Origin of the sequence: Geomonas agri, from assembly GCF_020179605.1 — a bacterium.
GTDB lineage: Bacteria > Desulfobacterota > Desulfuromonadia > Geobacterales > Geobacteraceae > Geomonas > Geomonas agri.
Window position 1 is genome coordinate 40,171 of sequence record NZ_JAINZO010000004.1, and the last position, 15,832, is coordinate 56,002.

The 15,832-nt window shown below is 63.9% G+C and carries 14 protein-coding genes and 1 pseudogene; 11 read left to right on the top strand and 4 right to left on the bottom strand.

The features are described 5' to 3' along the window. Positions 1-9: 9 nt before the first annotated feature. The 4 genes from K7R21_RS20010 to K7R21_RS20025 all read right to left on the bottom strand — a co-directional run bounded on the left by K7R21_RS20010 (position 10) and on the right by K7R21_RS20025 (position 3,939). Entirely contained in the window at positions 10-282 is a 273-nt protein-coding gene (locus K7R21_RS20010; protein WP_224985066.1) for an acyl carrier protein, read from the bottom strand. Between the two features lie 23 nt (positions 283-305). Then, entirely contained in the window at positions 306-1,295 is a 990-nt protein-coding gene (nadE, locus tag K7R21_RS20015; protein WP_224985067.1) for an NAD(+) synthase, read from the bottom strand. Positions 1,296-1,379: 84 nt separating this feature from the next. Further along, a complete protein-coding gene (locus K7R21_RS20020; protein ID WP_224985068.1) occupies positions 1,380-2,924 on the bottom strand; it encodes a class I adenylate-forming enzyme family protein in 1,545 nt (514 codons plus the stop codon). Continuing rightward, complete coding sequence (locus tag K7R21_RS20025) at positions 2,902-3,939, bottom strand: asparagine synthase-related protein (protein WP_404813679.1); 1,038 nt, start codon at positions 3,937-3,939, stop codon at positions 2,902-2,904. Before K7R21_RS20025 ends, K7R21_RS20020 begins: the two co-directional genes overlap by 23 nt. Between K7R21_RS20025 and K7R21_RS20030 the strand changes: the two are divergent. From K7R21_RS20030 to K7R21_RS20080, 11 genes and pseudogenes are all read left to right on the top strand, one after another. Beyond that, positions 3,830-4,684 (top strand): annotated as a pseudogene (locus K7R21_RS20030) (CpaF family protein); the annotation flags it as partial. The gene K7R21_RS20025 and the pseudogene K7R21_RS20030 overlap by 110 nt on opposite strands. 9 nt (positions 4,685-4,693) lie before the next feature. Continuing rightward, positions 4,694-5,656: a type II secretion system F family protein gene (locus tag K7R21_RS20035; protein WP_224985070.1), complete on the top strand. Its 963-nt coding sequence runs from the start codon at positions 4,694-4,696 to the stop codon at positions 5,654-5,656. Between the two features lie 8 nt (positions 5,657-5,664). After that, the gene (locus K7R21_RS20040) at positions 5,665-6,576 is read left to right on the top strand and encodes a type II secretion system F family protein (protein WP_224985071.1); all 912 of its coding nucleotides are present in this window, start codon (positions 5,665-5,667) and stop codon (positions 6,574-6,576) included. Positions 6,577-6,739: 163 nt separating this feature from the next. Next, positions 6,740-8,344: a hypothetical protein gene (locus K7R21_RS20045; protein ID WP_224985072.1), complete on the top strand. Its 1,605-nt coding sequence runs from the start codon at positions 6,740-6,742 to the stop codon at positions 8,342-8,344. A 225-nt stretch (positions 8,345-8,569) separates the two neighbouring features. Then, positions 8,570-8,884, top strand: a complete 315-nt coding sequence (locus K7R21_RS20050) for an STAS domain-containing protein (protein ID WP_224985073.1) — start codon at positions 8,570-8,572, stop codon at positions 8,882-8,884. 33 nt (positions 8,885-8,917) lie between these two features. Continuing rightward, a complete protein-coding gene (locus K7R21_RS20055) occupies positions 8,918-10,969 on the top strand; it encodes a chemotaxis protein CheW (protein ID WP_224985074.1) in 2,052 nt (683 codons plus the stop codon). Between the two features lie 23 nt (positions 10,970-10,992). Beyond that, a complete protein-coding gene (locus K7R21_RS20060; protein ID WP_224985075.1) occupies positions 10,993-11,517 on the top strand; it encodes a chemotaxis protein CheW in 525 nt (174 codons plus the stop codon). Further along, on the top strand, positions 11,514-13,253 hold the full coding sequence (locus tag K7R21_RS20065; RefSeq protein ID WP_224985076.1) for a methyl-accepting chemotaxis protein: 1,740 nt from the start codon (positions 11,514-11,516) through the stop codon (positions 13,251-13,253). Before K7R21_RS20060 ends, K7R21_RS20065 begins: the two co-directional genes overlap by 4 nt. Beyond that, positions 13,238-14,134: a CheR family methyltransferase gene (locus tag K7R21_RS20070; RefSeq protein ID WP_224985077.1), complete on the top strand. Its 897-nt coding sequence runs from the start codon at positions 13,238-13,240 to the stop codon at positions 14,132-14,134. Before K7R21_RS20065 ends, K7R21_RS20070 begins: the two co-directional genes overlap by 16 nt. Before the next feature lie 2 nt (positions 14,135-14,136). Then, positions 14,137-14,721: a histidine kinase gene (locus K7R21_RS20075; RefSeq protein WP_224985078.1), complete on the top strand. Its 585-nt coding sequence runs from the start codon at positions 14,137-14,139 to the stop codon at positions 14,719-14,721. Next, positions 14,722-15,807, top strand: coding sequence for a protein-glutamate methylesterase/protein-glutamine glutaminase (locus K7R21_RS20080; RefSeq protein WP_224985079.1), 1,086 nt, complete (start codon positions 14,722-14,724; stop codon positions 15,805-15,807). It abuts the gene before it with no gap. Positions 15,808-15,832: the final 25 nt, after the last annotated feature.

The following is a 15,832-nucleotide window of genomic DNA, read 5'->3' on the forward strand; positions in this document are numbered from 1 at the left end:
GCCCTTCCCCTACCCTTCGCTGCCAGCACCGGCAGCATCACCCTGTCGCTTGCCTTCCACGAACGCCGCTACCCGCTGCACCGAGTCGAGGTTCTCCGGGATCAGTTCATCATCCGCCACCGCGACCTGATAGCGCTCCTGGAGATAGGCTACCAGTTGCAGGATCCCGGTGGAATCAACGATCCCTTCCCTGATGAAAGAGCTGTCATCAGTGAGCCCACCGGCATCGCCGAAGAGGAAATTTTCCACCACGAAGTTTCTGATCTCATCCTTTAGGTTCATCTGTCGCCTCCTTTTACTGTCGATCATTCCCACTCCACCTCTTCCACCAAAAGCGGGGGAAGGTGCAGGTAGCGCGTGGTCTTGCGCTTGGTATCGATGTCCTGGTACACCATCCGCACCTGTTGTGGTTCGAGCTCCAGCACGGCCGCAGTGCTTTCCGCAGGGACGTTGTGATTTCTGGCGTAGAGACAGAGGTCCATCATCTGGTAGGGGAGTGAGAAGTAGAACTCGTCCTGCCCCTGAGCCAGGGAATAGGTGTCGGTGGTCGGCTTTCTGCTGCGGATCTCTTCCGGGATCCCCAGGAACTCGGCGAGCTGGTACACCTGGGACTTGTACAGGTGGGCGATAGGCTTGATGTCGGCGGCCCCGTCCCCGAGCTTCACGAAGAACCCCTGGTCGTACTCCAGGCGATTGGGAGTGCCGGCAACGGCGTAGTTTAGCCGGTCGGCATGGTAGTACTCCAGCATCTTCCTTATGCGCTGTTTGAAATTGGTCGCAGCCACGATCTCCAGGTAGGGCTGCAGCGGGAGACGCACCGTCGACTGCACCTGCTGGGCGTTTTGCGTGACCAGATAGAAGGAGGTGAAGCGGGGCGGGTTCGCCACCCCCGAGATGACGATCTTGGACGCCCAGCCGTCGCCGTATTCCGGTACCACCATCCGCACCGCGCTGTCGTATTTCTCGTAGAACCCCACCGACTGCAGGATATTGGAGATATCCTCGACGATGGTCGCGATGCCCAGGGCGCCGGCGGCCTTGCCGCTCAGCGAAAGCGTCTCCCGCGCGGAATGCCGTTCCGGCATCTCCAGGCCGATTACCCGCTCCCTTCCCAGCGCTCGCACCGACAGCGCTGCAGTCACGCTGCTGTCGATCCCGCCGGAAAGCGCCACCACCATACCGCCCCGCTTCACCTGGTTACGCATCAACTCCCTGATCCTGGCGCAGATCCGGTCGGCCTCGAATTGCGGGTCGAGCCGGAGCACCTCCTGGGAAAATTCTTCCGTCGTCGTCATAAGGCACCTTCTTTCACGCCCCTGCGCCACGGGCCGTGCAGCATGAATTGAACTTCTCTTGGGCAGCCTCCAGCCTGAGCTTCCCTAGCCACACAGGCTCAGGCATGAGGCGCGGTCGATCTTCCCGCTTGGGTACTTGGGTAGCGCCGCGACCAACCGAATCTCCCCCGGGACCTTGTGCCTCGGGAGCTTGCCATGGCAAAAGGAGAGTAGGGCCCGATCGCTAGGATTGGCCCCCAGAGGGACCACCAGCGCCACCAGCTTCTTGCCCAACAGCGGGTCATCAAGGCCGAGCACTACCACCTCCAGCAACGATCCGCTCGACATGAGCACCTCCTCGACCTCCTGCGGGTCGATCCGGTGCCCCCCCACCTTAAGCAGGTGGTCCTTTCTCCCAGTGACGTATAGGTAGCCTTCGGCATCACGGTAACCGAGGTCACCGGTGTGGTAGCCGTTGACATCAAGCACCCGTGCGGTCGCCTCGGGGTCATTCCAGTAGCCGATCATGATGTTGGGGCCCGACGCCACAAGTTCACCGCACTCCCCGTCGGGAACTTCCTCACCGTACGGGTCCAATACACGGACCGACACGCCCGGGATGGCCCTGCCGATGGAGCCCAGTTTTTCCGGAAGCCGCTCCGGCTCCACGTAGGTGAGCCGCGCCGCCGCCTCGGTGGCGCCGTACATGATGAAAAGCCTGGTGTGCGGAGGGAGGACCTGCAGCAGCCGTTCCTTGATGTCGCGCGGCATGTGCCCGCCCGCCTGGGTGCAGTAGCGCAGGTTCGGGAGCCGGTCCCGGAAAGAGGCCAGCGGTGAGCGGTGCAACAGGTAGGCGTAGGTCGAGGGAACCCCGGAGAAACCGGTCACCCCCTCTTCGGCCATCTGCCTGATCACCGACGCGGTGTAGGCAAAGTTGTTGTTGATCACCACCGTCCCCCCCACGGCCACATGAGTGTTCAGCAGCGACTTGCCCATGACGTAAAAGAACGGGAGCACCACCATCTGGATGTCGTTCTCGGTGAGACTCAGGTATTCGGTGATAGAGCGGGTGTTGCTCACAATGTTACGGTGGGATAGCATCACCCCCTTGGGCTGTCCAGTGGAGCCCGAGGTGTAGATGATGCTGGCCAGCGCATCCGGCGCAACGGTGCTTCCCCCTTCGGGAAGCTCCTCCCCCGTAAGCACCTCGTCCCATCCCCATACCACGCCCCCCCCCCCTTGCGCGAAGGAGGCGTCAGCGGCAAGCAGGAAGCGGAACGAAGCGGGTGCCAGGTGGAACTGCTGCAACAGGTACCCCGCCCCCTGCTCCAAGATAATCCCCGACGGTTGCAGCTCGTCCAGCAGGCGGTTCAGCGTTTCTTGCCCTGTTTCCACGTTCAGCGGTACGGCCACAGCTCCGGCTTTCAGCACGCCGTAATAGCTCGCTACGTACTTCACGCCGTTAGTTAACAGGATCACGACCCTGTCGCCGGGGAGCACGCCCCGCTGAATTAGGAACCCGGCCAGCAGGTTCGCCGCCCGGTTCAGTTGCCGGTAGCTGACCCGCTCGCCGTCGTGGACCAGGGCGACCTTGTCCGGTCGTGCCGCCGCGCTCGATTCCAGGAAACTATGCACCCTCTGCAGTTCCATGGTCTCTCCCGTCCGCAGGGGGCGTCGCAGATTGCCAGTCCCCCCCTTTTATCTTCCGCTCGGCACCGTAACGCACCAGGTCCGGGGTCACCTTCCGCACTCCCCTGTAGGAGGCGGATGCCAGGAACTGCCGGTGCAGGATCTCGGTGGAGAGGACCCCCATCAGGGCCATGTTGGAGAATTCCCCCACCGTCCCCGGCGGGGCCTCGAGCACCCGTTGGTACAGCCGCGCCACCTTTGCGGCGTCGAAGTACCCGCTCGCCTTCAGGCTCTGCCCGGACAGCAGGTCGTCCACATAGTCGGCGGGCGCGGCCGCAGTGAACAGTGCACTTACCGGCGCCCGGTACGGATGCTTGCCCCTGCTGGCAATCCGCTGCGGCAGCAGGTCGCGGCACGCCCTGCGCAGTAAGTACTTCTCCTGCAGCCCCCTCATCTTCCACTTGGCGGGAAGCCGGAAAGCGAAGTCGATCACCCGGTAGTCCAGGAAGGGGTGGCGCATCTCCACCGAGTGCGCCATGGCCACCCGGTCTCCCTGCGAGGAGAGGAGGAAACCCGCCAGGAAGAGCTCGATTTCCAGCACCTGAGCCCGACACATAAGATCCCTGCCGGCAAAGCTCTCCGGCAGCCAGCGGGCCAGTTCCTCCCGTGGGTCGTAGCCGGCAAGGCAGCTGCGGTACTCCGGGGACAGAAAGGCGAGGTTACGGATCCCGCCCCCCCAGCGCACAGCGTGGGAAAAGAAGGGGGCGTCGAGCTGCTCCGGCCTGGCGGCGAAGAACTCTTGCAAGAAGGAGCGTCCCCGCGAGGGATTATTGAAGATGTAGGGGTAGAGACGCTCCAGGAGCCTGGGCCGCCGGGACGAGTCCGGACGCCGCCCCCAGTAATCCCTGACCTTTGCCTCTTTGAACGTCGACGCCAGGCTCCCCGACGGTTCCCGCGTCAATGCGATCATCCCTCCCCTGGCCCTGGACGGCCCGGTCCTCTCAATCCGCCGCTTCGGTCGCGACCCGCTCAGCATGAGGGACCTGATCCAGCTGGAGACCCTGGACGAGCGGATGGCCGAGCTGCTGGAGGGGGCGGTGCAAACGAGGCTGAACATCCTGGTCTCCGGCGGCACCGGCACCGGCAAGACCACCCTTTTGAACGTCCTCTCCGCCTTCATCCCCTCGGATGAGCGTCTGGTCACCATAGAGGACTCGGCGGAGCTGCACCTGAAGCAGGAACACGTGGTGCGCCTGGAAACGAGACCCCCCAACCTGGAAGGAAGGGGCGAGGTGACCTCGCGCGACCTGCTGCGCAACGCGCTCAGGATGAGGCCGGACCGCATCATCATCGGCGAGGTTCGCGGCGCCGAGGCGCTCGACCTGTTGCAGGCCATGAACACTGGTCACGACGGCTCCCTCTCCACGGTCCACGCGAACACCACCCGCGACGCCCTGTCCCGGATGGAAACGATGGTGCTCATGGCGGGGGTGGATCTTCCGGAGCGGGCTGTAAAGGAACAGCTGGCATCGGCGCTCAACATCGTGCTGCAGTTGGTCAGATTCTCCGACGGCACCCGCAAGGTGGTGAAGCTCTCGGAGATCACCGGCATGGAGGGGGGCACCATCGTCATGCACGACATCATGGTCTTCCATCAAAGAGGGATCGATCCCGAGGGGCGGGTGGTCGGGGAATTCCGCGCCACCGGCGTCAGGCCGCTCTTTGCCGAGCGCTTCAGACTCTTCGGGCACGAGCTTCCGGAGATGATGTTCCGGAATTAGGAGCCGAGCATGCTAGTTCCTATCGTGGCACTCGTCTTTCTCGCCACCCTGTGCGCCAGCGGTGCCCTCTGTCTCTATGTCCTGCGCCGCAACGCCTCCGCCAGGACCGAACTGAGAAGGAGGCTGCAGCAGATGTCCCGCGGGGGAAGCCGCGACACCCAGCCCGAACTGCGCGAGGTGCTGACCAGGAAAGCACGCCAGGCGGGAGAGTTGATGACCCGCCTGCCGCAGACGCGCCAGATGGAGAAGAGGCTGGCACAGGCCGGCATGGACATCCCCCCGGCGCTGCTGTTCGGAGCCGTCGTTGCCACGGCCGTCCTGCTTGCCGCCGTTACCGCGCTGCAGACTCGCTCCCTGACCGCCGCCTTGCTCACCGCCACCCTGCCGATCATGGCGACCGAGGGTGTCATCAGGGTGAAGACCGCGCGCAGGATCACGAGGTTCACCGAACTGTTCCCGGATGCCCTGAGCATGATCGCCCGCTCCCTCAGGGCCGGCCAATCCTTGACCACGGCTATCCAGCTGGTGGGAGAAGAGGTGCCGGATCCGACCGGGACGCTGTTCAAAATTGCCTACGAGCAGCAACAACTCGGCCTTCGGCTGGTGGACGCCCTCGCGGACATGAACCAGAGGATCGAAAGCATGGATCTCAGGTTCTTCACCACGGTCATTACCATCAACTCGGACATCGGCGGCAACCTCTCCGAACTTTTGGACAAGCTCGCACTCACCATCAAGGAGAGGCTCAAGATCCGCCGCCAGGTGAGGGTCTACACGGCCCAAGGGAGGCTGTCCGGCTACGTGCTGGGCGCGCTGCCGCTGGTCGCCTTCGGCGCCTTCACCCTGCTCAGCCCCGAGTACGAGACGGAACTGCTCAAGGAACCTCTCGGGCTGTACATCCTCGCCCTCGCAGCGCTGCTACAGCTGGTCGGCCTGGTCATCATCAGGAAGATCATCAGAATCCAGATCTGAGGTGCGTCATGCTCTACCTGATCGCTTTCACCGTATTCTGCTCGGTGCTGTTGCTGTCGGTGGCCCTCTCCCGGGTACTGCTGTCGAGAAGGAGCCCGGTGGCGCAGCGCCTGGCGGAATTTTTCCCGACCGACAAGGCAGTGCACCTCATGCCGGAAGTGGAATCCGGCACCTGGGCCTCGAAGCTGCGCCGCATCGGCGAGCAGATGAAGCTCCCGAAACAGGAACATTCGCGCTACAAGAAGGCGCTGGTGGCGGCTGGGTTCCACCGCGACAGCGTGCACGTCTTCCTAGGGAGCAAGCTTCTCCTTGCCGTCGCGCTGCCGCTCCCCTACCTGCTCATCGCTGTCGCGCCCAAGCATGCCTATTTCGACGTCGTCAGCATCGCGGTCATGTTGGCCCTAGCCATCGTCGGCTACCTCCTGCCGAGTTACTGGCTCTCCACCAAGGTCAAGCACCGCCAACTGGTTATCTTCCATACCCTGCCCGACGTGCTGGACCTAGTGACCCTCTGCGTCGAGGCTGGGCTCAGCATGGATGCCGCCCTGCTGCGCGCCTCCGAGGTCCCCCAGTTGGATCAGAACCCGCTGGCCCTGGAGATCCGCCAAGTCACCATGGAAACCAGGGCCGGCAAGCCGCGGGTGGATGCACTCAAGGACATGGCGGAGAGGACCATGGTCGATGACATGAGATCCTTCAGCGCCATGCTGGCCCAGACTGAGCGCTTCGGCACCAGCCTGAGCCAGGCCCTGCGTTCCTTCTCCGACGACCTGAGGACCAAGAGGAGGCAGGCAGCCGAGGAGGCCGCCGCCAAGACCACGGTGAAGCTCATCTTCCCGCTGGTGTTCGCCATCTTCCCCGCCCTGCTGGTGGTGGTGCTGGGCCCTGCGGTGGTCCAGATCGCTAGAGTATTCAAGTAGCCCCGATCCGGGCAGCACCACGAAGGAAACTAACGTCCAAGGAGGTGATCCCATGAAAGTCGACTTCAACACGTTCATCCTGCTGGTAATCTCCGTACAACTGGCCCTGAGCTATGCACGACTGGCCAAGAAGTAGCCGCACCTCCCCTTGCCGGCACCTCGGGTGCCGGCAAGGGTATCCACCCGCCCCCTTTCCCCCGGAGCCGGTCGCCGCAAAGAGGGGCACCCTCCTGCGGTCTTCTACGCCAGTCACACCCACGCCCGCATGAGCGACAAGCGCCACCTGATACGATACCTGGTCCCCTCGATCGCCGACCAGCTCCTGGCAACGCTGCTCTGCGCGCTGTTCTTCACCACCCCTTCCCTGTTGCTGCTCGACGGCGACACCGGCTACCACATCCGCGCCGGCGAGGAGATCCTGAGGACCCGCACCGTTCCCCTCTTCGACATGTTCTCTCAGCACACCCCGCCGCTGGCCTGGACCGCCCACGAATGGCTCGCGGAGGTGGTCATGGCCCTTTCGCACCAGGCTGCGGGGATGAGCGGCGTGGTCGCGCTGTACGCGCTGCTGTTGGTGTTGACCTTTTGGCTGCTGTTCAAGTGCCTGATCAGCTACCATACCGGCGTCCTGCCGGCGGTGGTCGCCACCATCGCCACCTTGACCTGCTCAATGCTGCACTGGCTGGCACGGCCGCACCTCTTTAGCTTCCTGTTCCTGGTCCTCTTTCACCACCTACTGGAGAACTGGCGCAGAAAGGGGGGGCGTTCGCTGTGGCTGCTGCCGCCGCTGATGCTGGTGTGGGCCAACCTCCATGGCGGCTTCGTGGCCGGATTCCTGCTGCTGGGCGCCTACCTGGCCGGCACGGCCGCAGGGATGGTCGGCACCAGCACCGAGGCCTGCCGCGCGGGCCGCGGCAAGCTAGTGCAACTGGCGGGCGTCATTGCCGCCTGCCTCGCCGCGACCATGATCAACCCATACGGGTGGCGCCTCCTGCTGTTCCCGCTCAAGCTGGTCTCGGACCGCTACCTGATGGACCACGTGGCGGAGTTCTTCCCCCCCGCCATCCACGGCTGGCCTCCATTCAACTGGCTGTTGCTGCTCCTGATCGCCCTCTTCGCCCTCTCCCCGAAAAAGGCCGAGCCGACCGAGCTGCTACTGGTGTTGGGTTTTGGCTACATGGCCCTCACCTCGGTGCGCTACATACCCCTGTTTAGCCTAGTCGCGGCGCCGGCGCTGGCTCTCCGGCTCGGCGCATTACTGCACGGCGGCGGCAGGTGGGCCGGCGTGCTGCGCGACATCTCGGTCCGCCTCGCCCCCCTGGAGCAGTGCGCCCGCCCGCCACTGTGGGGAGCCGTGGCAGTCGCGGTGGTCACGGCAGCCGCAACCGGCGGCCTGGTGCGCCACTCGTTCGACCGGCGCCTGATGCCGGTGGATGCCTGCGAGTTCGTGTTGCGCCACCGGATCGCCGGCAAGGTGTTCAACAGCGACGAGTTCGGCGACTACCTGATCTACCGCGGCTATCCCGACTGCCGGGTTTTCATCGACGGGAGGCTGGACATGTACGGCGCGGAACGGCTGCGGGAATACAACGCGGTCATCGATTTCCGGCCGGGATGGGACCGGGTGCTGCAACGCTACGGCATCACCTGGATCATCTTCGAGGCCGACTCCCGCTTTGCCAGGTTCCTGGAGCAACGGGGGGAATGGCAGCTGGTCTACCGGGACCAAGTCGCCAAGGTTTTCCAGAAAAAGCCCGTCACTCGTTAAGCCTTCCCCATCCGCCTCCGTCCGCCTCCGGAGAGCAGCACCGCACCCCCTTCAATTCCCCTCATTTCGGCTCATGATCACAGCGCGGAAAATGCCCTGCCAGCAACAAAACAGCTAAAGTAAGCGCCCCCATTGCCGATACAGGCAATACGTGTAGAACATCGGTTGTAAATTTCCAACGAGAGGTTTGCCGCAAAAATAAACTCCCTGAAAGGGCAACAGAAATTGGCCAAAAAAGTTTTTGCTAATAAAGCAAACATTATCATTGAAGGCCCCTTCACGGTAGAGCGCGCGGGGGAACTGCACCAGTTCCTCGTGGAGCGCCTCGACGGGGTGCCGGAGCAGGCGGGCCAGTCAACTATCGACCTCTCTCGGGTCGATGACATTGATGCCTGCGGCTGCCAATTGCTCGCGCTTTTCCTGGAGAACCTGAAACGGCGGGGCACAACCCCAGTGCTCGCCGCAGCACCGGCAGCCGTGAGGGACCGCATCAATACCCTCGGGTTCGGCGACCTGCTGGCGCTGCAACCCGGGCCGTGACCCGGGCGACGAACGCAGAACAAAGGAACTGGCATGACGACTCCCAGAGGGGAAAACGATACCGTCGACCTGAACCGCTTCAACCAAGTCTTCTTCGAGGAATGCGCTGAAAACCTGGCCGAGATGGAGCAGATCCTGATCTCGCTGGGCGACCGGGAACCAGACTCGGAGCAGATGAACGCGATCTTCCGGGCGGCCCACTCCATCAAGGGGGGGGCCGGGATCTTCGGCTTCAACGACATGACCGTGGTGACCCACGTCATGGAGTCCCTGCTGGACCGGCTCAGGAACCAGGAGACCCCCTTCGTACCGGGGATGATAGACCTCTTCCTCGAGGCCGGCGACGCCATCGCCATGCAGCTCGCCTGGCATCGCGAGGGGAAGCCGGTGGACCAGGAGGCCATCGACACCGTGCGCGCCAAGCTGCAGCAGGCCATCGCAGCCGACGCCCCCGCCACCGAACTCGCCCCGGCCCAGGGAGATGGTATCCCCTTGCCGCATGAGGAAGAACTGCTGCCGCGCCGCTGCCGGCTCTCCTTCACCCCCGACCCCGAGATCTTCGCCCGCGGCATCCGGATGGAGAGCATCGTCTCCGAACTCGCCGAACTCACCGAGCCGGGTGAGTTGCACTGCCATGCCGAACTCATGGAACTCCCCGAACTGGCCGAAGTCGACCCCGAGCGCTGCCTCACCCGCTGGGACTTCACCCTGCTCACCCGGGCCAGCCGCGAGCAGATCCTCGACGTCTTCATGTTCGTGGCGGACGAGGAACAACTCCAGATCGAGGAGGACGAGCCCGTGGACCGCCGCGTCCCGGCCGGCGAGCCGCTGCCCGTACAGGACGTCATCCCTGCCGCCGGCAGGCGCGCCTACGACAACAACGAAGCCGCTCCCGGCGCCTACGGCAGGCGCGGCGGCGAGGCGGAATCGTCGATCCGGGTCAACGTCACCAAGGTGGACCAGCTGGTGAACCAGATCGGCGAACTCCTGATCACCCAGGCCATGCTGAGCCAGATCGCGGTGGGGCTCGACCCGATCCTGCACGAGACGCTGCAGAGGGGGCTCATTCAGCTGGAGCGCAACACTCGCGACCTGCAAGGGAGCGTGATGTCGATCCGTCTGGTGCCCATCAGCATCGTCTTCAACCGTTTCCCCCGCCTGGTACGCGAGATCGCCGCCAAGCTGGGCAAGCAGGTCGAGCTGAAGACCGCCGGCGACAGCACCGAGCTTGACCGCGGGCTTATCGAAAAGATCGCCGACCCACTGGGACACCTGGTGCGCAACGCGCTGGACCACGGGCTGGAAACGCCGGAGAAGCGGGCCGCCTGTGGCAAGAGCCCGATGGGGACCCTACAGCTTTCTGCGTCCCAGGTCGGCGGCAGGATCGTCATTGACGTGATCGACGACGGCGCCGGGCTGAACCGGGACAGGATCCTCGCCAAGGCGATCGAGTGCGGCATCCCCTGCTCCGAGACCATGAGCGACGAGGAGGTCTGGCAGCTTATCTTCGCCCCCGGCTTCTCCACCGCGAGCGAGGTGACCGACCTCTCCGGCCGCGGCGTCGGCATGGACGTGGTGCTCAAGAACGTCCAGGGTATCGGCGGCCGGGTCCAGATCGCCTCGGAAGCGGGCAAAGGGGCGCGTTTCACCATCAGCCTGCCGCTCACCCTCGCCATTCTGGAGGGGCTCTCGGTCGCCATCGGGGAGGAGAAGTTCATCATCCCCCTCAACGTGGTCATAGAATCGCTGCAGCCCAAGCCGGAGCAGTTGAAGAGCGTCAACGGCCGCGAGGTGGTCCAGGTGCGCGGGGAATACCTCCCCATCCTCAAGCTGCACCAGATCTTCAACCTGGAGGCGGAGGTGACCGAGCCGCAGCGGGGGATCCTGGTGCTGGTGGAGGCGGACGGAGAGCGGGGGGCAATCCTGGTGGACGCCCTTTTGGATGAGCAGCAGGTGGTGGTGAAGAGCATCGAAACCAACTACCGACGGGTGGAAGGGAGCGCCGGGGCCACCATCCTGGGCGACGGGCGGGTGGCGCTGATCCTCGATCTACCCGAGCTGTTCGCGATGCACAAGAGGCTATAGCAGTCGAAAGGAGAAGAGACATCATGCAGACGGCACACGGCAGTGCGGCAGAACAACTGACAGCGGAGGGGGGGGCGGAATACCTCACCTTCACCCTGGGGGGCGAAAGCTACGGCATCGACATCCTCAAGGTGCAGGAGATCCGGGGGTACGACTGTGTCACGCGCATCGCCAACACCCCGGCCTTTATCAAGGGGGTTATCAACCTGCGCGGGGTGATCGTCCCCATCGTCGACCTGCGCATCAAGTTCAACGTGGGCGAGGTCACCTACCACGAGTTCACCGTGGTGATCATCATCAACGTGCTGAACAAGGTGGTGGGGATCGTGGTGGACGGCGTTTCCGACGTGGTCGCGCTCCCCGCGCAGAGCATCAAGCCCGCTCCGGAACTCGGGGCATCACTGGACACCCGGTACATCACGGGGTTGGGAACCTTGAACGACGAGATGCTGATCCTGGTGGATATCGAAAAGCTGATCGGTAGCGACGAGCTGCAGATCGTTGACAGTACCGTGGAGAATACTCAGAAAGAGGCGGTGAACCTATGAAAACTGCGCGATTCAAAGACTGGAAGATTCTGACCAAGATCCTCAGCATCTCGGTAGCAACCATCATCATGATGGTGCTGGGCGTGATGCTCTACGTGCTCCCCTTCATGCAGAACAAGCTCATGGACGAAAAGATCCAGGCCACCAAGGCGGTGGTCGACGTGGCCTACGATGTCCTGATCTCGAACCAGAACGCGGTGAAGGAGGGGAAGAAAACCCTGCAGCAGGCGCAAACCGATGCGCTCAAGCAGATCTCCGAGATGAGATACCACGGTAACGAGTATTTCTGGGTCAACGACATGGACACCAAGGTGCTCATGCACCCGATCAAGCCGGAACTGGTTGGCAAAACCCAGTACGACAACAAGGATCCCAACGGTAAGCGGCTCTACGTGGAGTTCGTCAACGTCTGCAAGGAGAAAGGGGAAGGGGTCGTCGACTACATGTGGGCCAAGCCCGGCTCCACCGTCCCGGTACCGAAGATCTCCTACGTGAAGCAGATGAAGGAGTGGGGCTGGATCGTGGGGAGCGGCATCTACGTCGATACCGTCAAGGTGGAGATGGACAAGATGAAGTGGCAGATCATAGGTGGCACCGCGCTGCTCGCCGTGGTGATCTTCCTGTGCGCCTGGTTCGTGGCGCGCAAGATCAAGGAGGCGCTCGACCAGGCCATCGCGGCCTCCCGGCGTATCGCCTCGGGCGATCTCACCGCCCACATCACGGTAGACAGCGAGGATGAGACCGGCGAGCTGCTCGCCTCGCTCAAGGATATGAACGAGGGGCTGGCACACATCGTGGGCGACGTGAGAAACGGCGCCGAATCGATCGCCACGGCAACCGAGGAGATCGCAGCGGGCAACGCCGACCTCTCCCAGCGCACCGAGGAGCAGGCGAGCGCCCTGGAGGAGACCGCCTCCAGCATGGAGGAGCTCACCTCGACGGTGAAGCAGAACGCGGACAACGCCCAGGCGGCCAACCAGCTCGCCATCAACGCCAGCGGCGTGGCAGTCAAGGGTGGCGAGGTGATCACCCGGGTGGTGCACACCATGGAGAGCATCACCGACAGCTCCAAGAAGATCTCGGACATAATCGGCGTCATCGACGGTATCGCCTTCCAGACCAACATCCTGGCTTTGAATGCCGCGGTCGAGGCGGCGCGCGCCGGCGAGCAGGGCAGAGGCTTCGCGGTCGTCGCGGCCGAGGTGAGAAGCCTCGCCCAGCGTAGCGCCGCGGCGGCCAAGGAGATCAAGACCCTCATCGAGGACTCGGTGGCCAAGGTGCAGGACGGCAGCCGCCTGGTCGAGGAAGCCGGACGCACCACCCAGGACATCGTCACCAGCATCAAGAGGGTGACCGACATCATGGCGGAGATTTCCGCCGCATCGCTGGAGCAGTCCAGCGGCATCGAGCAGGTCAACACCGCCATCACCCAGATGGACGACGTCACCCAGCAAAACGCAGCGCTGGTCGAAGAGGCGGCGGCCGCCGCCGAATCGCTCGAAGACCAGGCCCAGCAGCTGGTGGCGGTGGTGGCGCGCTTCACCTTGGAGCAGGGCCACAAGAGCGCCCCGCCGGCCCCAGCGGAGAAGCGCAAGCTGACCCACGCGGCGGCACGCCCCAAGGTCTCCGAGAGGAAGACCAAACCCGTAGCGGTGGCGGCAGCTGCAAAAGCACAGGAACGTCTCTCCCGGTCCCCCGAGGCCGCCGAGCCGGACGATGATTGGAAGGAGTTCTGAGAACCGGAGCGCGCACGGAACCGGCGCGCCCCTTGACGGGAGGGGGAGGCGCCGCGGAACCGGGGTGGAACAACTTCCAGTATCCCTTCACCGCTGACGACTTCGCCCGCGTGCGCGGCTTCATCTACCGCAACGCGGGGATCTCCCTGGCGCCGGGCAAGATGGATATGGTCTACAGCCGGTTGGCGCGCCGGCTGCGGGCGACGGGGGTGGCCAGCTTCGGAGAGTATCTCGACCTCGTGGAAAGCGGCAATCTCCAGGAGGTGGAGGCGTTCATCAACGCCCTGACCACCAACATGACCTCCTTTTTCCGGGAACCGCACCACTTCCGGTTTCTTGCCGAGCGCCTGCGCCAGTGCCGGGACCGCAAGCAGGTCACCATTTGGAGCTGCGCTTCCTCTAGCGGCGAGGAGCCCTACTCCATCGCGATGACCGCGCTCGACGCGCTGCCGGCGGGGGCGAACCTCAGTATCCTGGCCACCGACATCGACACCAACGTGCTCGGCAGGGGAAGCGAAGGAGTGTACCCGGTGGACCAATTGCCCAAGATCCCGGAGCCGTACCGCAAGCGCTTCCTGCTCAGGGGGGAGGGGAACAACGAGGGGTTCATCAGGGTGAAGGAGGAACTGCGCCGGGTGGTGACCTTCAAGAGGCTGAACCTCTTGGACGAGCAGTGGCCCATGCGGGGCAAATTCGACTTCGTCTTCTGCCGCAACGTGATGATCTATTTTGACAGGCCGACACAGCTCGCCGTCCTGGAACGGATTTCCCGGGTACTGCACCCGGACGGGCTTTTGTTCGTCGGTCATTCCGAAAGCCTGCACCACGCCCAGGAGCTGTTCCGGGTCTGTGGCAACACGACCTACGCCTTGAGGAGCTGACGGTGCCGCACAAGAGTAAAACGGGAATGAAAAGCTCGGGGCATCCCGGCCATGCGAAGCTCAGCTACTTCGACCCGGAGTTCAAGATGGTCGCAGTCAAGATCGTGGCAGGGGAGTTCTTCGCCACCAACGAAGCCGTGGCCATCACCACCGTGCTCGGCTCCTGCGTCTCGGTATGTCTCTACGACCTGGAACTGGGCATCGGCGGCATGAACCACTTCATGCTGCCGGAGCTGCAGCAAGGTGGCAACTCCACCCCCTGCTCCGGAGCCTGCGACAGCAACTCACAAAGCTGCGCCCGCTATGGGGCATGCGCCATGCGCCGGCTGCTGGAACAGCTCGATCTGTTGGGGGCCAACCGCAAGCGCCTGGCCGCGAAGCTCTTCGGCGCCGGCCGGGTCATGCGGAGCAGTACCGACATCGGCGGCAACAATGTGGCCTTCGCCGTCGACTATTTGAAGAAACACGGGATACCGATCATCGCCTCGGACCTGGGGGAGTGCTGCCCCAGGAAGGTGATGTTCTTCCCCAAAACCGGCCGCGTCCTGGTGAAAAGGATACGCGTCCTGCACGCAGGAAGACATTGAATGCCCATAAAGGTGTTGATAATAGACGACTCCGCCCTGATCCGGTCGCTGCTGACCGAGATCATTAACAAGGCCCCGGACCTCCAGGTGGTGGGAACCGCACCGGACCCGCTGGCGGCCCGGCAACGCATCAAGGAGCTGAACCCGGACGTACTCACCCTGGACGTGGAGATGCCCAAGATGGACGGGCTCGCCTTCCTGGAAAAGCTGATGAGGCTGCGCCCGATGCCGGTGGTGATGGTTTCCTCGCTGACGGAGAAGAGTTCTGCCGTGACGCTGAAGGCGCTGGAACTGGGCGCCTTCGACTTCGTCACCAAGCCCAAGATTGACATCCGCAACGGGCTTTTGGAGTACTCCCAGGAGCTTGCCGAGAAAATCCGTTGCGCCCACAGCGCTTTCCGCAGGAGGGGGCCCCACATCCCTCCCCTGCAGGTGGAGGCGAAGCTCTCCGCGGATGCGGTGCTCCCCAACCGGCACCAGCACTTCTCCACCACGGAAAAGGTGGTGGCGGTCGGCTCCTCTACCGGCGGCACCGAGGCGCTCAAGGTCTTTTTGAGCGCGCTCCCCGCCGACTGCCCGGCCATACTGGTCACCCAGCACATGCCCGAGACCTTCACCCGGACCTTCGCGGCGCGGCTGGACGGCCTGTGCGCCATGGCGGTCAAGGAAGCGGAGCACGGGGAGCGGGTGCTGCCCGGGCACGCCTACATCGCGCCGGGCAACCGGCACATGATGCTCGCCCGCAGCGGTGCCAACTACACCATCGCCTTGGGCGACGGACCGCCGGTCTCGCGCCACCGCCCCTCGGTGGACGTGCTGTTCCGCTCCACCGCCAACTGCGCTGCGGACAACAGCCTGGGCATCATCATGACCGGGATGGGGGACGACGGTGCCGCCGGGATGCTGGAGATGCACAACGCCGGCGCGAGGACCTTCGCCCAAGACGAGGAGAGCTGCGTCGTATTCGGCATGCCGCGCGAAGCGATTGCCCGCGGGGGAGTCGACGAGGTGGTCCCGCTCTCCGACATGGCGGGACGCCTGATGGGATGGCTCGCCTCCCACGGCAAGCGCAGTTTCAGGGTGTGAGGCGCCCCCCAAAGCCCAGCGCCGG